This window comes from Epilithonimonas mollis (genome assembly GCF_900142325.1).
Taxonomy (GTDB): Bacteria; Bacteroidota; Bacteroidia; order Flavobacteriales; family Weeksellaceae; genus Epilithonimonas; species Epilithonimonas mollis.
In genome coordinates this window covers 508,491-531,501 of sequence record NZ_FRAM01000002.1, presented here as the reverse complement: position 1 = coordinate 531,501, position 23,011 = coordinate 508,491, and the positions used below count along the sequence as shown (strand labels likewise).

23 protein-coding genes are annotated in these 23,011 nt (G+C 37.2%); 12 read left to right on the top strand and 11 right to left on the bottom strand.

Features of this window, described 5'->3' with window-relative positions; genetic code table 11:
- Position 1 precedes the first annotated feature (1 nt).
- Positions 2–718 (bottom strand): DUF2490 domain-containing protein, encoded by a 717-nt coding sequence (locus BUA97_RS09960; protein WP_072997688.1) that lies wholly within the window; start codon positions 716–718, stop codon positions 2–4.
- 218 nt (positions 719–936) lie between these two features.
- On the opposite strand from BUA97_RS09960, the gene asnS reads away from it, so the two are divergent.
- The 7 genes from asnS (at position 937) to BUA97_RS09925 (ending at position 8,928) form a co-directional block, all read left to right on the top strand.
- Positions 937–2,385 (top strand): asparagine--tRNA ligase, encoded by a 1,449-nt coding sequence (gene asnS, locus BUA97_RS09955; RefSeq protein WP_072997687.1) that lies wholly within the window; start codon positions 937–939, stop codon positions 2,383–2,385.
- Between the two features lie 169 nt (positions 2,386–2,554).
- Complete coding sequence (gene rpoN / locus BUA97_RS09950) at positions 2,555–4,018, top strand: RNA polymerase factor sigma-54 (RefSeq protein ID WP_072997686.1); 1,464 nt, start codon at positions 2,555–2,557, stop codon at positions 4,016–4,018.
- Positions 4,019–4,197: 179 nt separating this feature from the next.
- Positions 4,198–4,857, top strand: a complete 660-nt coding sequence (locus BUA97_RS09945; RefSeq protein WP_072997685.1) for a succinate dehydrogenase cytochrome b subunit — start codon at positions 4,198–4,200, stop codon at positions 4,855–4,857.
- Between the two features lie 10 nt (positions 4,858–4,867).
- Positions 4,868–6,880, top strand: a complete 2,013-nt coding sequence (locus BUA97_RS09940) for a fumarate reductase/succinate dehydrogenase flavoprotein subunit (protein WP_175546201.1) — start codon at positions 4,868–4,870, stop codon at positions 6,878–6,880.
- A gap of 7 nt (positions 6,881–6,887) precedes the next feature.
- Positions 6,888–7,484: a YajG family lipoprotein gene (locus BUA97_RS09935; RefSeq protein ID WP_139258297.1), complete on the top strand. Its 597-nt coding sequence runs from the start codon at positions 6,888–6,890 to the stop codon at positions 7,482–7,484.
- Complete coding sequence (locus tag BUA97_RS09930) at positions 7,481–8,131, top strand: hypothetical protein (protein ID WP_072997682.1); 651 nt, start codon at positions 7,481–7,483, stop codon at positions 8,129–8,131. Before BUA97_RS09935 ends, BUA97_RS09930 begins: the two co-directional genes overlap by 4 nt.
- A gap of 23 nt (positions 8,132–8,154) precedes the next feature.
- The gene (locus BUA97_RS09925) at positions 8,155–8,928 is read left to right on the top strand and encodes a succinate dehydrogenase/fumarate reductase iron-sulfur subunit (RefSeq protein ID WP_072997681.1); all 774 of its coding nucleotides are present in this window, start codon (positions 8,155–8,157) and stop codon (positions 8,926–8,928) included.
- 105 nt (positions 8,929–9,033) lie between these two features.
- On the opposite strand, the gene BUA97_RS09920 is transcribed toward BUA97_RS09925, so the two are convergent.
- The 4 genes from BUA97_RS09920 to BUA97_RS09905 all read right to left on the bottom strand — a co-directional run bounded on the left by BUA97_RS09920 (position 9,034) and on the right by BUA97_RS09905 (position 13,577).
- Positions 9,034–9,255 (bottom strand): PspC family transcriptional regulator, encoded by a 222-nt coding sequence (locus tag BUA97_RS09920; RefSeq protein ID WP_072997680.1) that lies wholly within the window; start codon positions 9,253–9,255, stop codon positions 9,034–9,036.
- A complete protein-coding gene (locus tag BUA97_RS09915) occupies positions 9,248–10,513 on the bottom strand; it encodes a DUF2851 family protein (RefSeq protein ID WP_072997679.1) in 1,266 nt (421 codons plus the stop codon). Before BUA97_RS09915 ends, BUA97_RS09920 begins: the two co-directional genes overlap by 8 nt.
- 107 nt (positions 10,514–10,620) lie before the next feature.
- Positions 10,621–11,775, bottom strand: coding sequence for an N-acetyl-alpha-D-glucosaminyl L-malate synthase BshA (bshA, locus tag BUA97_RS09910; protein ID WP_072997678.1), 1,155 nt, complete (start codon positions 11,773–11,775; stop codon positions 10,621–10,623).
- Positions 11,776–11,828: 53 nt separating this feature from the next.
- Complete coding sequence (locus BUA97_RS09905) at positions 11,829–13,577, bottom strand: glycoside hydrolase family 3 protein (protein WP_072997677.1); 1,749 nt, start codon at positions 13,575–13,577, stop codon at positions 11,829–11,831.
- 107 nt (positions 13,578–13,684) lie between these two features.
- Here BUA97_RS09905 and BUA97_RS17145 point away from each other — a divergent pair, with 107 nt between their 5' ends.
- Entirely contained in the window at positions 13,685–14,203 is a 519-nt protein-coding gene (locus BUA97_RS17145; RefSeq protein ID WP_072997676.1) for a hypothetical protein, read from the top strand.
- A gap of 33 nt (positions 14,204–14,236) precedes the next feature.
- Here BUA97_RS17145 and BUA97_RS09895 read toward each other — a convergent pair whose 3' ends face one another.
- Positions 14,237–14,869 (bottom strand): nitroreductase family protein, encoded by a 633-nt coding sequence (locus BUA97_RS09895; protein ID WP_072997675.1) that lies wholly within the window; start codon positions 14,867–14,869, stop codon positions 14,237–14,239.
- Between the two features lie 157 nt (positions 14,870–15,026).
- Here BUA97_RS09895 and BUA97_RS09890 point away from each other — a divergent pair, with 157 nt between their 5' ends.
- A complete protein-coding gene (locus tag BUA97_RS09890; RefSeq protein WP_072997674.1) occupies positions 15,027–15,383 on the top strand; it encodes a winged helix-turn-helix transcriptional regulator in 357 nt (118 codons plus the stop codon).
- Positions 15,384–15,423: 40 nt separating this feature from the next.
- Here BUA97_RS09890 and BUA97_RS09885 read toward each other — a convergent pair whose 3' ends face one another.
- Positions 15,424–17,052: an acyl-CoA carboxylase subunit beta gene (locus BUA97_RS09885; RefSeq protein ID WP_072997673.1), complete on the bottom strand. Its 1,629-nt coding sequence runs from the start codon at positions 17,050–17,052 to the stop codon at positions 15,424–15,426.
- Between the two features lie 271 nt (positions 17,053–17,323).
- On the opposite strand from BUA97_RS09885, the gene BUA97_RS09880 reads away from it, so the two are divergent.
- From BUA97_RS09880 to BUA97_RS09870, 3 genes are read left to right on the top strand one after another with little or no spacing between them, the layout of a single operon-like run.
- Complete coding sequence (locus BUA97_RS09880) at positions 17,324–18,223, top strand: DMT family transporter (RefSeq protein WP_072997672.1); 900 nt, start codon at positions 17,324–17,326, stop codon at positions 18,221–18,223.
- 10 nt (positions 18,224–18,233) lie between these two features.
- Entirely contained in the window at positions 18,234–19,316 is a 1,083-nt protein-coding gene (locus tag BUA97_RS09875; RefSeq protein ID WP_139258296.1) for a putative type IX sorting system protein PorV2, read from the top strand.
- Positions 19,317–19,332: 16 nt separating this feature from the next.
- Positions 19,333–20,094, top strand: coding sequence for a hypothetical protein (locus BUA97_RS09870; protein WP_072997670.1), 762 nt, complete (start codon positions 19,333–19,335; stop codon positions 20,092–20,094).
- A 55-nt stretch (positions 20,095–20,149) separates the two neighbouring features.
- Here BUA97_RS09870 and BUA97_RS09865 read toward each other — a convergent pair whose 3' ends face one another.
- The 4 genes from BUA97_RS09865 to BUA97_RS09855 form a co-directional block, all read right to left on the bottom strand.
- The gene (locus BUA97_RS09865; protein WP_245795875.1) at positions 20,150–20,821 is read right to left on the bottom strand and encodes a mechanosensitive ion channel family protein; all 672 of its coding nucleotides are present in this window, start codon (positions 20,819–20,821) and stop codon (positions 20,150–20,152) included.
- A gap of 6 nt (positions 20,822–20,827) precedes the next feature.
- Positions 20,828–21,007 carry a hypothetical protein gene (locus BUA97_RS17335; protein ID WP_245795873.1) on the bottom strand — a complete coding sequence of 60 codons (180 nt, stop codon included), beginning with the start codon at positions 21,005–21,007 and terminating at the stop codon, positions 20,828–20,830.
- Between the two features lie 62 nt (positions 21,008–21,069).
- Complete coding sequence (locus BUA97_RS09860) at positions 21,070–21,660, bottom strand: hypothetical protein (RefSeq protein WP_072998573.1); 591 nt, start codon at positions 21,658–21,660, stop codon at positions 21,070–21,072.
- 209 nt (positions 21,661–21,869) lie between these two features.
- On the bottom strand, positions 21,870–23,009 hold the full coding sequence (locus BUA97_RS09855) for a glycosyltransferase family 4 protein (protein ID WP_084081303.1): 1,140 nt from the start codon (positions 23,007–23,009) through the stop codon (positions 21,870–21,872).
- Positions 23,010–23,011 lie beyond the last annotated feature (2 nt).

Below are 23,011 nucleotides of genomic sequence, written 5' to 3'. Positions count from 1 at the left end.
ATCAGTCCGATTCTTTCTTGCTCCAGTCAAAATTTTGGTTGATCCAGAGTACAGCACTGTGATAGTTGGTATAAGTAGTAGCTGATCCCGGAATATAACGGTACATATACCCTAATTGAAAAGTTGCTTTTTTCGTAGGATAACCGTACAATAAACTTACCCGAAACTGATCCAGATTATTATTGATTGTCTTTCCAAAATTCACCAAAACTTCATTATTCAGAGAAACAAAAGTTTTGCTGTTGCCCAAAACATTGGCATCAATTTTTTTCCGGACACCCAGCATATACCGGAGTCTGTTGGAAAAATCATACTCGTTGCTCAGGATATCCTGCCCCTGCATTTTCTCCTTGAATCTCGCCTCATACCTGATCCGTTGCTGCAAAGTCCATTCGCCCTGAGGAATACTTACGAATAACTGAGCCCAGGGACGATGCTCTTTTCTTTTCAGATCATCAGAAAAAGAGGTAGACAAAAACAACCACGCATAACCTCCTGTAAAACTGACATTTTTATTAATATGATAGGTAAGCCCATGCCTTGCAATAAAAAAATTACCCGTCGCCAGGTGAAAATCATTCCAGACAGACCAAGTTTCATTTAACTTTACATCCGTCATATAACCAACCCAAATTTGATTTTTATTAATTGCTGTTTTATTCTGTCCCTGCAAAAGTGTTGCACTTAATAAAATAATAAAAAATAATCTGCTGAACATCTCTGAAAATATAATACCCCAAAGTTCTATATAGAAAGTTGATTATTAGCATAATTATAAATGATATTCGTCACAGGAAGATTCCGGCAAAAACCGATCTTGTTCAGTAAAGTTTTTGTAAATTTGCGCTCACTTAATTTTAAAACTGAAACTTGGCAAAAGTCAGAAGAATAAACAAGCGTTTTCTATCCTACTTTTGAAATTATATTTATCTACAGATGAAAAGACAGACGATTAAAGACTTATTAGCAGATTACAAAAAAGTGTTGCATCACGATATCACCGTGCAGGGCTGGGTTCGTGCGTTTCGTTCCAATCGCTTTATCGCATTGAATGACGGTTCTACGATTAATAATTTGCAGGTTGTAGTGGATTTTGAAAATTTTGATGAGGAAACCATTAAAAAAATCAACACAGCTTCGTCTTTGAAAGTTGTAGGTGAAGTTGTAGAAAGTCAAGGCGCAGGCCAGACTGTGGAAATCATTGCTAAAAAAATTATCATTTTAGGCGACAATTTTTTTGACGAATTACAATCAACAATTCTTCAACCAAAGAAACACAGTTTGGAGAAACTGCGTGAACAGGCGCATTTGAGATTCAGAACCAATGTTTTTGGAGCGGTTTTCAGAATCCGTCATGCGGTAAGTTTTGCGATTCATTCATTCTTTAATCAAAATCAATTTTTCTACATCAACACGCCAATTATCACTGGAGCAGATGCAGAAGGCGCTGGCGAAATGTTCGGTGTTACGAATTTTGACCTTAATAATATGCCTAAAACCGAAGAAGGCGACATCGATTTCGCTCAGGATTTCTTCGGAAAGAAAACTAATTTGACTGTTTCAGGACAATTGGAAGGCGAAACGGCAGCAATGGGATTGGGAAGAATTTATACGTTCGGACCAACTTTCCGTGCAGAAAACTCGAATACAACGCGTCACTTAGCTGAGTTCTGGATGATTGAGCCGGAAGTGGCTTTCAATAATCTGGAAGACAATATCGATTTGGCTGAGGACTTTTTGAAGTTTGTGATTAAATATGTTTTAGACAATTGTAAAGATGATTTGGAATTCCTCGACAAGCGTTTTGAAGAAGAGCAAAAGTCAAAACCGGAAAAAGAAAGAGCCAAAGAAGGCCTTATCGAAAAGCTGGAAAATGTGATTGCGAAAAGATTCAAGAGAGTTTCTTACACGGAGGCGATTGAAATTTTGTTGAATTCTAAAGAAAATAAAAAGGGAAAATTTCAATATCCTGTTGAAAAATGGGGAACCGATCTGCAGTCTGAGCACGAGAGATTCTTAGTTGAGAAACACTTCGAAAGTCCGGTTGTTTTGTTTGATTATCCGAAAGAAATCAAAGCTTTCTATATGAAACTGAACGACGACAATAAAACCGTTGCTGCTATGGACGTTCTTTTCCCAGGAATTGGTGAAATTATCGGTGGTTCTGAAAGAGAAGCAAGACTGGATGTTCTGAAAACCAAAATGGCAGAAATGCACGTGGACGAAGAAGAGCTTTGGTGGTATATGGACACCAGAAGATTCGGCTCTGTTCCACACGCAGGTTTCGGCTTAGGATTAGAAAGATTAGTCCTTTTTGTAACGGGAATGACTAATATCAGAGACGTGATTCCTTTCCCGAGAACGCCGAAGAATGCAGAATTCTAAGCTAATAGACAATAAATTTAAAAAACCTTCAGACCGTAATCTGAAGGTTTTTTATTTAACTAACTATTTAACTTATAACACTTATATCAAAAATCGTGCTAAACTTGTTGTTTTTCTAAAAAAAATTTTTAACTTCGTAAAAATTAATTCAATTATTAATTAATAAACTATGCTAAAGCAAAATCTACAGCTTAAACTTGGCCAAAAACTGGCACCTCAGCAAATTCAGCTGATGAAGCTGATTCAACTTCACACGTTGGAATTTGAAGAAGAGCTGGAAAGAGAACTGGAGGAAAATCCCGCTTTAGAGAAAGTAGCGGATGAAAACTCTGAAGAAGAGTATTCCAAAGCGGATGAAGAATATGAAAATGAAGGTAACGAAAGCATAGAAACCGATTTCGATGTAGAAGAATACCTTTATGATGATGAACCAAGCTACAAAACTGCAAGCAGCAATTATTCTGCAGATGACGAAGAGTTTGACAACCAATCACTGTTGACAGAAGGACAGACGCTTTACGACTATCTTCTGGAGCAGATCCGACTGTCCAATATTGATGAGGAAGATTTGAAAATTGCAGAATACATCATCGGAAACCTTGATACGGACGGCTATCTGAGAAGAGAAATCAAATCTATTGTAGACGACCTTGCATTTTCTCAAGGTATCTATACGACTATTGAAAAGGTAACGGATATTCTGGAGAATTATGTCCAGAAGCTTGATCCGTCAGGTGTCGGTGCAAGAGATCTTAGAGAATGTCTTCTTTTGCAAATTGAGAAAAAAGTAAGTTCAAATCCTTCAATCATTCTGGCGGGAAACATTTTGAGAAATCAGTTTGATGCGCTTGCCAATAAGCATTATAATAAAATTCTTCAGAAATATGATATTGAAGAAGAAGATCTGAAAGACGCTTTGGACGAGATTTCCAGACTATCTCCAAAAGTGGGCGGAAACTTTGACACCCAGACGATCACCATCAATCAGGAGATCATTCCGGATTTTGTGATCCAGATAAAGGACAATCAGGTTATTCCTTCACTGAACAACAAAAATGCTCCGACTTTAAGAGTATCTGATGAATACAAAGAAATTCTTTCCACTTACTCTCACGATAAAAATTCTGCAGAGCATAAGCAGGCAGCACTTTTTATCAAGCAAAAACTTGACGCTGCGAAATGGTATATCGATGCCATTAATCAAAGACAAAATACATTATTGCAAACTATTACCGCAATTGTAAAACTTCAGAAAGATTATTTCCTGAGCGGCGATGAGAAGAACATCAAACCAATGATCCTGAAAGACGTGGCTGATATTACAGGATTCGACATATCAACTATTTCCCGCGTGGTAAAAAGTAAATATGCCGACACGCCAAACGGGATCGTTTATCTTAAAAACCTGTTCTCTGACTCATTAACTAATGATGATGGCGAGGAAGTTTCGACAAAAGAAATAAAGCAGCATCTTCAGGAAGCTATTGGCAAAGAAAACAAAAGAAAACCTTATACAGACGATGCGCTTGTAGGGATTCTAAAAGAAAAAGGCTATAACATCGCCAGAAGAACGATTGCAAAATACAGGGAACAACTTAATATTCCTGTAGCAAGACTGAGAAAAGAATTATAAATATAAATCCCGAAGTAAAATTCGGGATTTTCATTTTTGTTAATAACAAATGTCATTATTTATTAACAGTACGTTAATGTTATTTAGAAACATTACAAACTATATTTTTGTGACATTTCTCAATATCATATAAATCAACTATTTTCTACATTTGTGAAAATTCAAATAACAATAGAATTATGGCAGTTATTACATCTTCTATAGGAAGAAAATATGCTATGGCACTTTCAGCAATGTTTTTGCTGATTTTCTTGGTGATACACTTGTTCGTCAACTTCATTTCAATCTTCAGTGAAGAGGGATTCAATACAGCATCTCATTTTATGGGGTATAATCCGGCAGTGCAGTTTGTGATGCAGCCAATTTTGATGTTTGCCGTGGTTTTTCACTTTCTGATGGGCTTTATCCTTGAAGTCAGAAACAACAATGCGAGACCGGTAAAATATGCGATGAACAACGGATCAGCCAATTCCTCATGGATGTCGAGAAATATGCTGATATCAGGTGCTGTGATCCTTGCATTCCTGGCATTGCATTTTTATGATTTTTGGTATCCCGAGATCAGTTATAAATATATCCAGGGGAACAATCCTGATGAGTTGAGATATTGGGAGGAACTGCATCACAAATTCCATGATATTTGGAGAGTTGCACTCTATGTGATTTCGTTTATACTGTTAGGTCTGCATCTGGCGCATGGTTTCCAGTCATCTTTCCAGTCTATCGGAGCAAGACACCCAAAATATACGCCATTTATCAAGGCATTCGGAAATTGGTATTCTGTTATCATTCCGTTGGGTTTCATCATTATTGCAATTTATCATTTCGTTACTCAATAATAAAAAGTAAATTATGAGTTTAGATTCAAAAATTCCTCATGGTCCGCTTAAGGACAAATGGAAAAATCATAAAGATCACATGAACCTTGTTGCTCCAAACAACAGGGACAAAATAGATATCATCATTGTTGGAACAGGATTAGCCGGCGGTTCTGCTGCTGCAACACTTGCTGAACAGGGTTATAACGTCAAAGCTTTCTGCTATCAGGATTCTCCTAGAAGAGCACACTCGATTGCTGCTCAGGGTGGTATCAATGCTGCCAAAAATTATCAAGGCGACGGAGATTCTACTTACAGATTATTCTATGATACGATCAAAGGTGGAGATTACCGGGCAAGAGAAGCTAATGTTTACAGATTGGCTGAAGTTTCTGCAAATATTATCGACCAATGTGTTGCACAGGGTGTTCCTTTCGGAAGAGAATATGGAGGACAGCTAGACAACCGTTCATTCGGTGGCGTTCAGGTTAAAAGAACATTCTACGCAAAAGGACAAACCGGACAACAGCTGTTGTTGGGAGCCTACTCTGCAATGAGCCGTCAGATTGGTAAAGGAAGAATCAAAATGTACAACCGTCACGAGATGATGGATCTGGTAATTGTTGACGGAAAAGCTAGAGGAATCATTGCAAGAAACCTTGTAACAGGTGAGATCGAAAGACATTCGGCTCATGCTGTTGTCATTGCTACCGGAGGCTACGGAAATGTTTATTTCCTTTCAACTAATGCAATGGGCTCTAACGTTTCAGCAGCTTGGAAAATCCATAAAAAAGGAGCATACTTTGCAAATCCTTGCTATGTTCAGATTCACCCGACTTGTATCCCGGTTCACGGAACACAGCAGTCTAAACTGACTTTGATGTCAGAATCTCTCAGAAACTCAGGAAGAATCTGGGTTCCTAAAAAAATTGAAGATTCTGTAGCCATCAGAGAAGGCAAACTGAGACCGGAAAACATCAAAGAAGAAGACCGAGATTATTACCTGGAAAGAAGATATCCTGCTTTCGGAAACCTGGTTCCAAGAGATGTTGCTTCCAGAGCTGGAAAAGAAAGATGTGATGCCGGTTACGGAATTGAAAATAATGACACCAAAGAAGGCGTTTATCTGGATTTCTCAACAGAAATCATGAAAAAAGGTAAAGAAGCCGCTATCGAAAAGCATATTCATAATCCAACAGAACAGCAGCTTTATGATCTCGGAAAAAAATGGATCGAGGAAAAATACGGTAACCTATTCGTGATGTACGAGAAAATTACTGCTGATGATCCTTATAAAACGCCTATGAAGATTTATCCTGCAGTTCACTATACCATGGGTGGAGTCTGGGTTGATTATAACTTGCAATCTACAATCCCCGGATGTTTCGTGATCGGTGAGGCTAATTTCTCTGATCATGGCGCCAACAGATTGGGAGCTTCCGCACTGATGCAAGGTTTGGCAGATGGTTATTTTGTATTACCTTATACGATTGCAGATTATCTGTCGGCTGATATCAGAACAGGTAAAATCCCGACGGAAACGTCTGAGTTTACTATTGCAGAGCAAGAAATCAAAGACAAAATCAATTTCTTCCTTACCAATAAGGGAACGCATACTGTCGATCACTTCCACAAAAGACTTGGACACATCATGTGGAACAAAGTCGGGATGGGAAGAACACCGGAAGGCCTGAGAGAAGCTATCAAAGAAATTGAAGAGGTAAGAAATGATTTCTGGCAAAACGTAAAAGTTCCAGGTGATGCTGACAATCTTAACCCGGAACTGGAAAAAGCTTTCAGAGTAGCCGATTTTCTGGAATTAGGACAACTGATGGCAATCGATGCGCTTAACAGGAATGAATCCTGCGGAGGTCATTTCCGTGAAGATCATGCAACACCGGAAGGTGAAGCGGAACGTGATGATGTAAACTACAAATACGTTGCAGCATGGGAATATACAAACGCAGACATCAATCAGGAAGTGATGCACAAAGAAGAACTTGTGTATGAAAATATCGAAGTTAAAGCAAGAAGTTACAAATAATCAATTAATGCAAAAAAAAATTTTAAAATTCGTAATTGTGTTCTTGACAGGGAGTCTGTTAACAAGCTGTGCTCTGAGTAATTCTATAGAAAAGATTAATTATCAGCCTGCATATACTGTTAACAACACTGTAACCAGCGCAAGCAGTATAAAACTGGAACCCATGAAGGATGAACGAGGCTATACTGATGAAAAGGTGATTTTCTATAAAAAAAATATGTATAACCAGACTATGTCCGGAGCGTACATGGCAGAAGAACCGATTCCACAACTTCTGACCAAGGCTATTAATTCAGGTTTGGTTAAAAAAGGTATCACTGTAAATGCGGAAGGTAAGTCCAAAACCCTAAAATCAACACTTCAGAAATTTGATTATGAGGCGGTATCGGGTTTTTCCAGTGCACAGATTATACCTCAGATTATGGTGAAATTTCAGCTTTATGATGAAAACAATAAGGTGATTTGGACTGATATATTAGTAGGAAAAGCGAATACAAAAGGTACCAATTTTTCAAAATTTTTACCTCCGGCAATTGATAATCTCGTAGTGCAGCTTATAAACAACGAAAGTTTTTTACAAGCACTTGAAGGAAGCCAGGAATGAAAAAAATAATTCTGTTATTAATTATTTTTCCAGTTACGGCTTTTTCTCAGAAGTTAGACCTCGGTATAGATTTCGGCTACGGTTTTTCAAACATAGTCAACTCTAAAATAACAAATGGAAGAGCAGTGATAGGTTCTGCAATGTGGAAACCGAACTATGGTATCTCTGCTGTGTATTATTTTAAAAACCCGAATATTGCTATTTCTTCTGCTATAAAAGTTGAATATAAAAGAACACAAAAGGGTTCTATAAGTGAAGATTTTCCTTCCAATAAGTACCAGTTCACTGCAGATGCGATCAACCTGCTTTACAGAATCGGTGGAGGAATAGGACATGGACTGAGATTTTATGGAGATCTGGGTCTCGGATTTAATACTTTCGATAACAGATCTGCCTATTATTTTGGAGATAAAGAGCCAACAATGGCTTTTAACAATTTAAAAGAAAACCTGGATTTAAAAAAATCAGAAACCAACTTTATTTTTGGTGTAGGATTAGAAAAGTCTATCTATAAAAATAAAATATTTGCTTCAGCTGGAGCAATAGGAGAAGCTGGAATCAGCAAAATATCTCCGTCATCATACCGCACACAAGGTATTGGTTTTACCTGTGGTATTAAATATGAATTTGATTTAAAAAATGATTAAAAATCCTCTCAAATTATTAAATTATGAGTGCAAAAAAAGGCTTAAATCTTACGCTGAAAATTTGGAGACAAAAAAATAATAAATCGAAGGGACAATTCGAAACCTATAAAATTTCTGATGTTTCTACGGATTCTTCATTCCTGGAAATGTTGGATATCCTGAACGAGCAGCTCATCAACGACGGGAAAGATCCTGTCGCTTTTGACCATGACTGCCGCGAAGGAATCTGCGGAATGTGCTCACTTTACATCAATGGTAGAGCTCACGGCCCGGATACAGGAATCACTACTTGTCAGCTGCACATGCGTCATTTTAAAGATGGCGAAACCATCCATATCGAGCCTTGGAGAAGTGCTGCTTTTCCGGTAATCAAAGATTTGGTGGTTGACAGAAGTGCCTTCGACAGAATAATGGCCGCAGGTGGCTTTATTTCCGTGAATACATCAGGAAACACGCTGGATGCCAACGCAATACCAGTCCCGAAAGAGGACGCGGATAAAGCAATGGATGCAGCAGCATGCATCAGTTGTGGTGCTTGTGTGGCGTCTTGTAAAAACGGTTCTGCAATGCTTTTTGTAGGTGCAAAAGTATCCCAGTTCGCATTATTGCCACAAGGTCGTGTAGAAGCTACCAGAAGGGTTCTGAACATGGTAAAGGCAATGGACGAAGAAGGATTCGGAAACTGTTCAAATACCGGCGCTTGTGAAGTAGAATGTCCGAAAGGAATCTCTCTGGAAAACATCGCAAGAATGAACAGAGAATATGCTGTGGCAAACCTTTCTACAGCGAATTCTTAATTTTTACAGAAATAAGATTTTAGAAGTTAGACTTCTTTCAAAATATAAATCCGGTTGAGTTTTCCAATCGGATTTTTTATTTGAAGTCAGGCATATGAAACGAAATTACAAATCAAAAACGCTAGGTCTTTTTGTCACAATACAATCCTTTATCCAAAGCATAAAAGCCAGCCCCAAATAAAATAAAAAGAAAATACCTGCTGTCGCAAACGTAGAATATATAAAAAAAACACGCAATTTGGAAACAGGAATTCCCAGTTTGGTTCCGTATCGCGTAAGCACTCCAAACCATTCTCTCTCGAATCTGTGACGTATATTATCAAGCATTATTCAGTAATTGAAAACCAATACCGCAATTTAAGCATTTTTTCTGAGTGCAGAATAATTTGTATTGATAAAGAAATGCCTGTGTCTGCAAAGCATTTTCGAATGTCATTCCTAACTTTTTCCATCCGTCCAAAACTGAATTTCGCTCAGGCTTCAGCTGTCTGTAAAAATCGAAAATATCATCTACAATTTCCGGATTGTGGTTCTTATGATAGTAATATTTCATTGGTAAAATACAGTTGATAATAATCAAATCGATGAAATCCTGACTGAGGTATTTCTCGTTCACAACAGTACTAATTTTCCCAAAATTAAAATGACTATTCCAATATTCTGCTGCTTTAATAGTTTCAAAAATCCGGGATAGATCAGCTATATTTTTCACCTCCAGCAATTTTGAAAACAGATTGGGCTGAGAATGATAAAGATTTGCCAGCTGCGATAACCGGATCGTTGGAAAATTGGGCGGACGAAGCTTGGAAAATTTCGGATGGATATGAAATTCAGATAAATTAAATTTCACCTTAAGAAAATCAAATTCCCGTTTCCAGATCTTCATCATTTCATCCTGCGGGGACTCTAAAAATCCACAAATTCCGAAAAACAAAGCTTCTAACTGAATAGGGTTTTGCTTTATTTTTTGGATAACCGTGAAATCCAGACATTCTGCCATCTGAAGAAAAATTTCTGCATTCACTTTCAATCCGAAAGTGTAAGTCAGATTCTGAAATAAAACAGCTTCATAATTATTTTGGTTCTTTTTCAATGATAATTCCAGAAGTTCTGATTTGAAACTCAATTTTTTGAGCAATACTTCTTCTTCAAAAAACAACGGTATTTTATCTATATCAAAGAGGTTTTCACAAGGAATGAAAAAATGTTCGCCACGAAGATTCTGATGCTTCTGAATCAACGTCTCGTCAATATATTTTCTAAGTTCCAGAGTCGGAATATCCTGATTCTCCAGTTCGGGAATATCACAGTCATTGATGTAAACAGCGTGAAGAATCAGATTCCCAAACTCGGGATTCCCGGAATGGTTATGGAAAAACCAATCGGAAGCTTTGGTATGAATCTCAATATTCCCGGCGAAAATAATGTTGTCAATTTTGATTTTAGCGAATAAAAAATCCGGACCCGAATTCTTATTCCATTCTCCAAATTCTAGGATTTCAATCCCTTTACCATTCGTCGAGATAAAGTTGAAACTCCGGAATTTTTTAAAATTCCAGAGATATTGTAATATTTCTTCATTCATTTGTGTGTTGATTTTTCCTTAAACAAAAACCCTTTCAAAGGTCGTGACTTTGAAAGGGTTAAGTTACAGAAATATTTTAAATCCGGATTTAAAATCTGGATAATAAATTACACTTCCTTAAATTTAGCTTCTTCAAACTTTGTTATTGTATTTTTATACATCTCGATATAAATAGGAAGAATATTTTTCAAGTCGAATTTCATAGCTTGAACTTTTGCATTTTGTTTCATTGCTGCCAAAAGAACTTCGTTACTCAAAAGCTTGATGGTATAGTTACTCATTGCTTCTACATTCCCAATTTCTGCCAGGAAACCGGTTTCTCCCTGGATATTGACTTCCGGAATTCCGCCTGCATTACTGCTGATGACGGGTGTTTTTGCAGCCATCGCTTCCAATGCCGCCAAACCAAAACTCTCCTGTTCAGATGGTAAAAGAAATACATCCGAAAGCTGAAGAATCCTGTAAAGATCATTGACTTTACCGAGCAATTTTATTTTCCCGATAAGATCAGGATTATTCTCCATGAATTCAGAAATCTTTTCCATTTCCGGACCTTCGCCAATAATAATCAGCTTTGATTTTACTTTCTTATTGACATTTTTAAAAATCTCTAAAACATCCTGAATTCTCTTAACAGGTCGCAGATTGGAAACATGAATCAGAATTTTTTCGTCCTCATTGGCAAACTGTTCTCTCTGACAGGTTTTACAATCTTCATCAAAAACAGAATTGTCAATAAAATTGGTAATCACCTGGATCTCTTTCTGAATATTGAAAAACTGAAGCGTATCTTTTTTCAGACTTTCGGAAACAGAAGTAATCGTATCGCTTTGATTGATAGAGAATTCGACGGCGTGTTTGTAACTCGGATGTTGTCCAACCAAAGTAATATCTGTCCCGTGAAGCGTTGTTACCAACGGCACATCTTTATGTTCTGCTTTCAACATTTGTTTCGCAGTGAACGCAGCATAAGCATAAGGAATCGCATAATGAGCATGCAGAATGTCCAGTTTATAAAGATTTACGACACGATAAATCATCGATGACAATGCGATATCATAAGGCTGATACTGGAATAACGGATAAGTCTGAACATTGACTTTATGGAAAAAAATATTCGGATTGGTAACATCCAAACGTGCTGGCAATGCGGAACTTATGAAATGAACTTCATAGCCTTTGTCGGCCAGAGACATTCCCAATTCTGTTGCTACAATTCCGCTTCCGCCGTAAGTTGGATAGCAAAGTATTCCTATTTTCATTTTTTCTTGTACAATTGTATTATGTAAAGTATAGAGATTTTTACTTATCAAATTTACTCAATTAACGTTTTAGAATTTTTCGTTTCCGAACTATTTTTTCTATCAGTTTGATTTTGAATTTTAGCCTCAACATCTATTCCCATTCCGAACTTCAAATTATCATTCACCAATACCGGAAGTCTTCCTGAGATGTTGGTTTGTCCTAGAATACCGTTGGCTGTTGCTTTCATTGAGTCATCATTATTTTCATAAGAAATCAAAACCGTAGAAATTTTTGAAACATCAATATCTTTCAAAGCATAAGGACTTCCAAATACATCAAGAATTACATTTTGATTTTTGCTCAAATCTGATAAAACCTTCTTGCTTGCATCAGAAATTTTGTAAGGTTTGTAAGCTGTAGAATTATCTTTATGAAAACCAACAATCACTTTTGAGTTCGCAGGAATTGTATTGATTTCATTCGATTTTTTAATGATAACTGTTGTTCCAAGGTTAAGTTGATTCAAAAAAGTTTCATAATTAGCTTCTTCCAGAGGAATATAATAGTAAGTTCCTTTGCAATCCAATGGTAACAGCTTTTTATCATCTTTGATTAATGTCAAAGCATTTGAATACATCTTTTGAACTAAAGCCGAATGTGAAGCGTTATTCAAATCTTCGTTGACATTTTCGGGATTAATATTGTTGTATTGTTTTAACCCAAGATAATATTTGGTCAAAAGAATTTTTTTAACGCTCTCTTCTACTCTACTTTGCGGGATTTCGCCATTATCGATTGCTTTTTGAATTAACTTTTTTCCAGTCGACACATCCTGAGAAAACAGCATGATATCATTCCCCGCTTTGAAAGCCATAGCATCCAATTCTCCGGCTTTATATTTGTTGGCAACTGCACCCATATTCAGTGCGTCGGTAATAATCAAACCTTTGTATCCGAGTTTTTCTTTCAAAAGTCCAGTCACGATTTTTTTAGAAACCGAAGCCGGGATTCCCTTTTCATTTTCTAGAGTCGGAACGTAAAGATGAGCGACCATAACTCCGCCAATTCCTTTATTTATTAAGGTTTTAAAAGGTGCAATTTCTGTTTTTTCTAATCTTTCCAAATTATGAGAAACGACAGGCAAATCCAAATGTGAATCTCCATCTGTATCACCGTGACCAGGAAAATGCTTAATCGCGGCGAGAATATTGTTATCCTGCAAACCCTTGGAATAGGCCAAAGCAGAACTCACAACATTATTCACATCAGAACCGAAGCTTCGGTTTCCAATGATTGGATTATTGGGATTGGTATTCACATCCACAACTGGTGCAAAATCCCAATTGATGCCCATTCTCCTACAATCTTCAGCAATTTTTGCAGACATTTCGGAAATCAATTTTTTGTCCTGAATCGCACCCAAAGTAATCGCCCAGGGAAATTTGTGCGCTTTTGCAATTCTTTGGAAAATGCCCCATTCTGCATCCATCCCTATCATCAGCGGCACTTTTGATTTGGACTGAAATTCGTTAACCAGATTGATTTCTCTTGCTGCATCATCCTGCATCAGAATCAATCCACCGATTTTATCATTGATGACAATATTCCTAATTTGGCTGATATGTGCCTCGTCCTTGTTCGTGTAAAGGGCAACAATGAATAATTGTCCAATTTTTTCTTCCTGCGAAAGCGAATTGTAAGTTTTATCAACCCATTCATTGGCTCTTTTTATTTCCGTATTGGAAATATTTTTAGGCTGATATTGTGCGAAATAGAATTGTGAAACAAAAGATATTATAAATAGACTTAACCTTTTCATATTTTGAAAATCTAAATTTTATAAAGATTCTATAAAGATATTAATTCCAAGGAAAATAGCTATTTTTATGGTCTGCAATTTGTAATTAAAAAATAAATATTAAACCTATGAAAAAGTTTTTGCCCCTTTTATTATTGCTGGTTTCTAGTGTTTTCATCTTCAGCTGTAAAGATGATGATGATGATAATTATGTCCAGGTAGACGTCGATTATCCGGCCGTTTACGATTTCAGAAATATTAGTTTTACCAATAATCCAAGTCTTGGCTGGGTTTACAGCCAATCTTTTACCCGCCCGATGCTCGATCAGGATTATGTAGTGATCTTCCGTCAGTCCGGAACAGATAATGGAAATCCGGTATGGCAACAGATTCCAAAAACCTTATATCTTAACGAAGGTGAATTAGATTATGATTTCGATTTTACAAAAAATGATTTTGCAATCTATGCCGGTGGAACCTACAATCTTGCCACAACACCGCAATACATCAACAACCAAACGTTTCGTGTAGTTTTAGTACCTGCCGTTTTTGGAAAAAACGCAAACCTCGAAGACTTACATAAAATGTCTTACGAAGAAATTATCAGAAAGTATAATATCGATGACAGCAAGATCGGGACATTATAAGACATAAAAAGCGGAAAATAATTTCCGCTTTTTTTATTTGATCTCTGTGATAAACTCTTCTTTCGGTGTTCTGTATTTTTTCAGATTTACCAGCCAGTCACTGTTTTCTTCTCTGTAACCCAAAGGTAGTATCACAACGCTTTTCAATCCTTGCTCTGTCAAATTCAGCACTTCATCCAGAGCTTTATTATCGAAGCCTTCCATTGGCGTTGCATCCACCTTTTGCTCAGCTGCTGCTGCAATTGCCAATCCAAAAGAAATATAAGCCTGCTTGGCTGCATGTGTTGCGTGCCACTCTTTTCCTAGCGGTTCATATATGCCCCACAGTCTTGTTTTATAATCGTCCATTGCATTAGAAGGAATTCCTCTTTCTGCCGTTGTTTTTTCAAAAACTTCAGAGATGCTGTTATGCGAATAACCATCCCAGGCCGCCCAGACCAACAGATGCGAACCATCCGTAATCTGAGCCTGGTCAAAAGCAATCGGCTGAATCTTTTTTAATAATTCTTTATTAGAGATGACAAAAATTCTGTAAGGCTGTAATCCCGAAGAAGACGGAGCCAGTCTTGCAGCTTCCAGGATGTAATCCACTTTATCTTGTGGAACAGTTTCTCCGTTCATTTTTTTGGTTGCATAACGCCATTTTAAGTTTTCTACTAAACTCATTTTTGATAATTTTTTTGATTTGAAATGTCAAAGTTAAATAAGAAAAGTTTATTTTTGTAATCTAGTTACCAAAAGTTACTGTTACAAAAAAGTAACCTACATGTTAATCAATCAGTTAAGAATTAAATTTAATAATTAATTAATATAAGCATAAGTTATGAAAATTAAATGCTGTAAAACAAACCTTCTTGCTGTTCAGGATACAATGGATATTCTGAAAGGCCGATGGAAAGTACAGATTATCGCTGCACTTTGTTATAATAAAATGCGTTTCTCAGATTTTCAGAAAGAAATAGAGGGCATTTCTGCAAAAATGCTCAGCAGCGAACTAAAAGACCTGGAAGTCAACCAATTATTAACAAGAACCGTCCTCAATACGCAGCCGATAAGCGTAGAGTATGAATTAACAGATTACGGAAGAACTCTGAAAAAAATCATAGAAAACCTTGCTGAATGGGGAATCGAACATCGGAAAAAAATCATCGGTAAAGTTCCGGAAATTACAGAAAATTAAAAGGCTTCCAAAAAAAGAAGCCGTGAAGTTAAATATTGAATCAAACCTGAATAACACCCATATTAAACTGTTCCCTGATCGGCGAATGATTGGCCGCTTCGATTCCCATACTGATCCATTTCCTTGTATCTAACGGATTAATAATAGCATCGGTCCAAAGTCTTGCTGCAGCGTAAGTTGGCTGGATCTGCTTGTTATAATCTTTCAGAATCCTGTCAAGAATTTCCTTCCTTTCTTCATCTGATATTTTTTTGCCCTGCTTTTTAAGAGCCGATTCCTGGATCTGTAGCAGAACATTTCCGGCTTGCGAACCTCCCATCACTGCCAGCTCTGCCCATGGCCAGGACACAATCAGTCTCGGGTCATAAGCTTTGCCGCACATGGCATAATTTCCTGCGCCATAAGAATTACCGGTAATGACCGTGAATTTTGGTACTACCGAATTGGAAACTGCGTTTACCATTTTTGCGCCGTCTTTTATAATTCCGCCATGCTCGGATTTTGATCCTACCATAAAACCGGTAACATCCTGAAGAAAAACAAGAGGGATTTTTCTTTGATTACAATTGGCAATAAACCGTGTAGCTTTATCTGCGGAATCCGAATAAATAACGCCACCAAACTGCATCTCTCCTTTCCCACTCTTCACCAGCTTTCTCTGATTGGCAACAATTCCTACACTCCAACCATCGATCCTGGCCGTGCAACAAATAATACTTTTGCCATAATCAGGTTTATATTCTTGATATTCAGAATTATCAACGAGACATTTTATAATCTCTATCGTATCATATTGCTCAGACCTTACAGCTGGCATAATTCCAAAGATGTTGTCCGGATTTTCTTTGGGAGGTAAACTTTCGGCTCTGTCAAAACCGGCTTTTTCAAAATCGCCAATAGATTTCATGATATTTTTGATCCTGTCCAAAGCATCTTTGTCATCTTTTGCTTTATAATCTGTAACACCAGAGATTTCGCAATGCGTTGTTGCTCCACCAAGTGTTTCATTGTCGATATTTTCTCCTATTGCTGCTTTTACCAGATAACTTCCGGCAAGGAAAATACTTCCTGTTTTATCTACAATCATCGCCTCGTCGCTCATAATTGGAAGATATGCGCCGCCAGCAACACAGCTTCCCATAATCGCAGAAATCTGGATAATGCCCGCCGAGCTCATCTTTGCATTATTCCTGAATATCCTTCCGAACATTTCCTTATCCGGAAAAATCTCATCCTGCATTGGCAAGTAAACACCTGCAGAATCTACCAAGTAGATGATCGGCAAACGGTTTTCCATGGCTATTTCCTGAGCTCTCAGATTTTTTTTCCCTGTGACAGGAAACCATGCGCCAGCTTTTACAGTAGCATCATTAGCGACAACAATACACTGCTTTCCAGAGATATATCCAATTTTTACAATTACACCACCCGCAGGACATCCACCTTCATTTTCATACATTTCATAACCTGCAAATGCGCCGATCTCTATAGAATCAGAATTTTTATCAAAAAGATATTCGACCCGTTCTCTTGCTGTCATTTTTCCCTGATCCCGTTGCTTCTGCAGTGATTTCTCACCACCACCCAACTTGATTTTCGCCAAGGTTTTTTTGATGTCGGAAAGTTTCAGTTTATTAATATCTTCTCTTTTATTGAATTCTAAATCCATATTGTTTTCTTTGGTCTAAAGATAAAATTTTTTAGAGAATGGCAAAAGAATGCTTCGCCGGATTGAACGCTAAGATAATATATTCCTTTTTTAAGCGTTTAATTATAAATGATATAAATTTTTAGTTAGTTTATGTTTATCTAATAAGTATTCTTATTAAAAGATCCGTATAAGTTCTTATGCGGATTTTTTGTTAGCTAAAGTTCGGTTATTCTCTTTGTGAGCTGAAATTTATCATTAATTTCGCAATCTGAAAATCAATTATTCTCCAATGAAAAACTCTTATCTGCTAAGGCTACATTTTATCGTTTTTTTATGGGGCTTCACAGCGATTTTAGGAAAATTGATTTCCGCAGAGGCAACAGTTCTGGTTTTTTATAGGATGTCATTTGCTGCTATTTTTCTCTATTTATACCTAAGGATTATCAAGAAAGAAAGCATCAGTATCTCTAAAAATCTATTGCTGAAGCTAATAGGAATTGGCACTGTAATGGCTTTTCATTGGTTATTCTTTTTCCAGTCTATCAAGGTTTCCAATGTTTCCATAGCATTGTCATGTCTCTCTTTATCAACATTGTTTGCAGCGCTGATAGAACCTTTGGTTTTCAAAAGAAAACCCGACTGGGTAGAGATTATCATAGGGATCATTATCGTCATCTGCATCTCATTGATTTTTAATGCGGAATTAAAATATAAGGCGGGGATTTTCTATGGAATTCTCTGTGCACTTTTTGGGACAGTTTTCTCTGTTTTCAATGGAAAAATCTTTGGGAAAACGAGTTCCGGGAATATTATTTTTTATGAGATAGCCGGCGGATGGCTGGTCATAAGTTTATTTTTTATTTTTACAGGGCAAATTTACGGTGTCAGCGAAATAAGTTATACTGATGTTGCGTTAATAACATTATTGGCTTCTGTTTTTACAGCATATCCAATGTTTGAAAGTGTAAAGCTGATGAAGTTCATTTCACCTTTCACATTGATCCTGACTGTAAATCTCGAGCCTGTTTACGGGATTATTCTGGCTTTTTTTATCTTTGGAGCATCAGAACATATGAGTCCTGTTTTTTATATCGCTTCCGTAATTATGATTGTTGCGATTGTAATTAATGGTATTATAAAATCGAGACGAAAAAAAGATAATACAATTACAGAATCAAAACCTCTGTAAACCGCTATTGATGAAAAGAATTTTATTTTGCTTACTGATTATTTTCTCCCGCTTATCTGATGCACAAATCATCAGAAAATACTCTAATGAATTCCTGAATATCGGTGCCGGTGCGCGAGGCCTTGCCATGGGTGGCGCAGTGGTTTCTAATCAGGACGATGTTTATTCTCCAATGTGGAATCCTGCAGGTCTGATGAAGATCGACAGAGACTGGCAAGTTGCAGCAATGCACGCAGAATATTTCGAATCAATTGCAAAATACGACTACATTGCCTACGCAAAACCTCTGGATTATGGAAATGGAGTCTTTGCCATTTCGCTCGTCCGGCTAGGCGTTGACAATATCCTCAATACGACTCAATTGATTGATCCGGAAGGCAATATAGATTATGACAGAATCAGCTCTTTTTCAACCTCGGATTACGCAGCTTTGTTTTCATATGCTTTTCATCCTAACGGAAATCAGAAACTAGATCTGGGTGCGACTGCAAAAGTGGTTTACAGGAATGTCGGAAAGTTTGCAAGCGGCTATGGATTCGGATTTGACCTGGGTGCTATTTATCATACGGATACAGACTGGAACCTGGGATTCATGCTAAGAGATGCTACCACAACGGTTAATTTCTGGACTATTAATCAAAAAGAATTGTCAGCAGTTGTTAACGGAGAAGAGTTCAATCCTGCTCCGGCCGACAAAATGGAAATCACAATGCCAAAGCTTAACCTTGGCGTCAGTAAAACCTATGAATTCAACAGAGATCTGAAATTATTGCCTGAAGCCGGTGTGAATATCGATTTTGCAAAAACTGCGGCACTTATTTCCACAGACTTTGCGAGCATCACACCTTATGTTGGTGGCGAACTGATCTTTCAGGATATGATTTTTATAAGATTAGGTGTTAACAGATTTCAGACCATTTCCGATATAGAAGATTTGAAAAGAAAAGTCTCTTTCCAGCCAAGCGGCGGTATAGGAATCCGGTACAAGGGTCTGACGCTGGATTATGCGATCACCAACTCAGGCATCGGCGGTTCTAATTTTTATTCTAACTTCTTCTCGCTGAAGCTGGATATGCAGGGTTTCAGAAATTAATAACAAAATATACATTATGAAAAAAATATCTTTTTTCTTATTTGTTTCGTTGATCACAATGATCAAAGCACAGAATGTTTCCGACTATAAATACATCTCTGTTCCGACAGAATATCCGTCGCTGAAGGAAACTTACGGAATGGATATGATTCTGAAAAAAACTTTGAAATCAAAGAAATACATTATCCTGCCGGAGCAGAAAAGTAACTGGCCGCAGGATGCACTGATGAACTCCTGCAAAGTTCTGAATGCCGATATCCTGAATGAAAAAAGCCTGTTGAGAAACAAAATTTCGCTTCAGTTCAAAGACTGTAACAACAATGTAATTTACTCCGAAAAATCGAGCAGCACGATCAAGGAATTCGAGCCTGGTTTCCAGGATGCGATGAAACAAGCCGCCGCCAAGCTCCCGGTCTCCAATCCTTCATCTGATTTTTCTACGGAAGTAATTCCATCTAAAGAAATTATTGCTGACAAGAATAATAATTCTAATACAAATCAGAATAAAACTACCGAAAGTAAAGTAAATACTGCTCAGAAATATTCTAAAGGAAATCTGATATTACAGAAAATACAAATCGACAAAGATCAGTTTATTTTGATAGACGGAAACAGTTCCATTCCTTTTGCAACCTTCCGGTCTACAGCAAAAAGTGATGTTTTTCGTGTAAAGCTGAGTTCCGGAGAATCTACTCTCGGCTATTATGAAAATGGAAATATCATTATCGAAATGCCAAAAGGCAACGATTATTCAAAAGAAGTTTTCATGGCGAACTAAACTTCGCCATCTTAAAATAGAAAGTGAGTCCGAAAAAAATCTGACTCACTTTTTATTATTTATTTTCTGCCGGGTTATCAACATTTGTAATATTGATGGTGGTTGGCGTTACTAAATTAATCCCTTCCTTCATTAGTCTGCTGTTGATCCTGATAATTGCTTCACTTTTCAATTTGCCAAAGTCACTGCCAATTTCCAGCCAGAACTTGACCTGCAAAGTAAACACACCTTGCTTCACATTGGTTAAAAGAACATCTGATGTATCTACTCTGTCTACATGCTGCAGGCTTTTGATTTCATTCAGGATTGCTTCTTTAGCTTTATCAATATCTTCGCCGACGGGAATTTCCAGATCAAAAATAATTCTACGCTGAGGAGAAGCCGTAATGTTAAAAAACGGAGAATTGAATATAACCTGATTAGGGATATAAACTTTTTTACCATCATCTGTAATCAGCTTTGTCGTTAACAAGCCAATATCCTGCACTGTCCCGGAATTACCGCCAATCGTTACATAATCTCCTATTTTAAAGGCTTTATCAACACTTACTAACATTCCTGAAAAAATACTTGAAACAAGGTCTTTCAGTGCAACTCCAGCAATAACACCGGCTACACCCAGACTTCCCAGAAATTTCAGAAAAAATCCGCTGAAACCCATAATCTCCAGTGCGATGAAAGTACCCATAAGGATAATGAGAAACTTAAAAACCGTAATGAGCGTCACTACCGACTATTTTTTGGTTTTTGGGAAGAGTCTGTGGAACAATTTTACCGACCATCTGCTGAGATAAGTGCTGGTAGTAAGAAAAAATAAAAAAACCAGAATGCCGACTATCAGCCTTGGTGTTAATTCGGCAAAGCTTATATACCATCTTTGCAATACTGCATAAACTGTATGTAAATATTCCATAGAGTTCTAATTTAACAAAAAAACCGACAAAAGCCGGTTATATAAATTTCTATCAGGATAGATTATCTAGCCTCATTCGCAATTCTTTTAGCCTGTCCTGATGGCAGATAAATCTGAAAGCCAAGACCGAAAATAAGCCTGTTGGTATAACCTCCATTCCCGAATCCCGCATTTGCATCATATTTCAGCAAACCTTCAAGCCCGATGTTAGGGGTTATAAAATAGGAATATCCTGGTCCAAAACCAAAGTTCAGTCCATTGGAAGAAGAGCCACCTTTAGAAATCGATGTTCCCCCAACTCCTAAATTCGCTTCAAAAAACCAACGGCCATGATTCAGCAGGTTATCAACACCTTGTTCTCCCGGAGAAAGATAGTAGCGTCCCAATGCGCCAACATTATATACAAAAGTAGTGGGTGCATCTTTTGCTCCGCTGAAACCCAGATCCACATAGCCTCCTAAAGCTACATTATCTTTAATAAAATAAGCACCTTTCGGCTGAATTGAAAAATCATATCCACTGCCTTTATTCAAACCAAAATTAGCCCCCATAAGGTTGCCTCCTACCATCCAGTTCCCTTCCTGTATCTGAGCACTTGCTGTGGAAAATAATCCGACTGCAGCAATCATTGCTCCAAAAATCATTTTTTTCATATGCTTAATTTTTTCCAATTGTAATTATTATTCTAGCATTTTTGCAAACCTTGTGCCATTGGACTGAAATCCTTTTTGAAATAATAAAAATGTATAATCATGTTTCAAACGATATTCTGAAATTTGTGAAAACCATCCTGATTTTATTAAAACAAAAAGACATTAAAAATGATATTACCTGTAATTTCTGGATTTCAAATTTTGAATTTTTATTGTTTCAAGAAAGAATTGTATTCTGTGCGTATATGTTCCCATAAGATCTTCTGATCATACTTAAGAATACTTTGCCGTGTAACATCCTTAATCTTCATATAAAAATCACTTTCAAGAAACCGATTCATGGCTGAAAAAAGTGTTTCTTCATTTTTGGGGGGAACAATCAATCCGTTTATTCCATCCATGACGATTTCGTTACATCCGTTTATATCGCTGACAATAACCGGAATCTCCATTGCCAGAGCCTGTAATACCACATTTGGAAATCCTTCCCTATAGCTAGGGAATGCCAGCGCATCACTTACTGCAAAATAAGGCCTTACATCTTTTTGATAACCGACAGTTAATATATTTTTGTTGTCTCCTATCTCTTTCAAGGTATTATCATCCAATGGATCCAGTTCTGTCTCATAGGGTCCGACAAGCAAAAGCCTGACATCAGGATAATTCAGTTTTTTGAAAGCTGCAATCAGTTCATTGATTCCTTTATCCTTTACCAATCTCCCTACGAATATGAATACGAAATCATTGTCTTTAATACCAAGCTTATTTTTTAAATCTATTTTATGCTGTTCGGAAATTGATTCTGTTGAAAAATTGTCAATGTTGATGCCATTTGTGCTACCGTTTCCAAGTATTTTGAGTTTTTCTTTTCCACAAAATTTTTCGCTTAGTATAAAATTGTACAAGCCTGAGGAGTTGGGATAAACTTTTGCAGCACAGCCGTATGTGAATTTCTCAACAAAATTCAGAATCTTTCTTTTTGTTCCTTCTGCTTCCATCAGAGGTAATCCGGCAACCGTATGTAATCTCACTTTTACGCCTGCCAGTTTTGCAGCCAGCATGCCAATCAAGCCAGCTTTTGGTGTATGGGTGTGAACTATGTCCGGTTTTTCTTTTTTGAAATAGCGGTACATCTTCCATAATGAAACCAAGTCCGCCAAAGGTGTTATCTTCCTGGTCATTTCTATCGCATGGCATTGGACTCCGAGTTTATCCGCTGCTTTTTTTAAATTATCCTCGTCGGCCGATATTGCAGTAACATGAAAAAATTGATTCATATAAGTCAGCTGGTTACCGAGCAGTTTTTCTACGGAGATCGGAACAGTGGTCACACGGAAGAGCTTTGCCATTA

Bases quoted from the DNA above. Each gene is read 5' to 3' on its own strand.
- BUA97_RS09960 (WP_072997688.1), bottom strand. From the start codon at position 718: ATGTTCAGCAGATTATTTTTTATTATTTTATTAAGTGCAACACTTTTG.
- asnS (WP_072997687.1), top strand. From the start codon at position 937: ATGAAAAGACAGACGATTAAAGACTTATTAGCAGATTACAAAAAAGTG.
- rpoN (WP_072997686.1), top strand. From the start codon at position 2,555: ATGCTAAAGCAAAATCTACAGCTTAAACTTGGCCAAAAACTGGCACCT.
- BUA97_RS09945 (WP_072997685.1), top strand. From the start codon at position 4,198: ATGGCAGTTATTACATCTTCTATAGGAAGAAAATATGCTATGGCACTT.
- BUA97_RS09935 (WP_139258297.1), top strand. From the start codon at position 6,888: ATGCAAAAAAAAATTTTAAAATTCGTAATTGTGTTCTTGACAGGGAGT.
- BUA97_RS09930 (WP_072997682.1), top strand. From the start codon at position 7,481: ATGAAAAAAATAATTCTGTTATTAATTATTTTTCCAGTTACGGCTTTT.
- BUA97_RS09925 (WP_072997681.1), top strand. From the start codon at position 8,155: ATGAGTGCAAAAAAAGGCTTAAATCTTACGCTGAAAATTTGGAGACAA.
- BUA97_RS09920 (WP_072997680.1), bottom strand. From the start codon at position 9,255: ATGCTTGATAATATACGTCACAGATTCGAGAGAGAATGGTTTGGAGTG.
- BUA97_RS09915 (WP_072997679.1), bottom strand. From the start codon at position 10,513: ATGAATGAAGAAATATTACAATATCTCTGGAATTTTAAAAAATTCCGG.
- bshA (WP_072997678.1), bottom strand. From the start codon at position 11,775: ATGAAAATAGGAATACTTTGCTATCCAACTTACGGCGGAAGCGGAATT.
- BUA97_RS09905 (WP_072997677.1), bottom strand. From the start codon at position 13,577: ATGAAAAGGTTAAGTCTATTTATAATATCTTTTGTTTCACAATTCTAT.
- BUA97_RS17145 (WP_072997676.1), top strand. From the start codon at position 13,685: ATGAAAAAGTTTTTGCCCCTTTTATTATTGCTGGTTTCTAGTGTTTTC.
- BUA97_RS09895 (WP_072997675.1), bottom strand. From the start codon at position 14,869: ATGAGTTTAGTAGAAAACTTAAAATGGCGTTATGCAACCAAAAAAATG.
- BUA97_RS09890 (WP_072997674.1), top strand. From the start codon at position 15,027: ATGAAAATTAAATGCTGTAAAACAAACCTTCTTGCTGTTCAGGATACA.
- BUA97_RS09885 (WP_072997673.1), bottom strand. From the start codon at position 17,052: ATGGATTTAGAATTCAATAAAAGAGAAGATATTAATAAACTGAAACTT.
- BUA97_RS09880 (WP_072997672.1), top strand. From the start codon at position 17,324: ATGAAAAACTCTTATCTGCTAAGGCTACATTTTATCGTTTTTTTATGG.
- BUA97_RS09875 (WP_139258296.1), top strand. From the start codon at position 18,234: ATGAAAAGAATTTTATTTTGCTTACTGATTATTTTCTCCCGCTTATCT.
- BUA97_RS09870 (WP_072997670.1), top strand. From the start codon at position 19,333: ATGAAAAAAATATCTTTTTTCTTATTTGTTTCGTTGATCACAATGATC.
- BUA97_RS17335 (WP_245795873.1), bottom strand. From the start codon at position 21,007: ATGGAATATTTACATACAGTTTATGCAGTATTGCAAAGATGGTATATA.
- BUA97_RS09860 (WP_072998573.1), bottom strand. From the start codon at position 21,660: ATGAAAAAAATGATTTTTGGAGCAATGATTGCTGCAGTCGGATTATTT.
- BUA97_RS09855 (WP_084081303.1), bottom strand. From the start codon at position 23,009: ATGGCAAAGCTCTTCCGTGTGACCACTGTTCCGATCTCCGTAGAAAAA.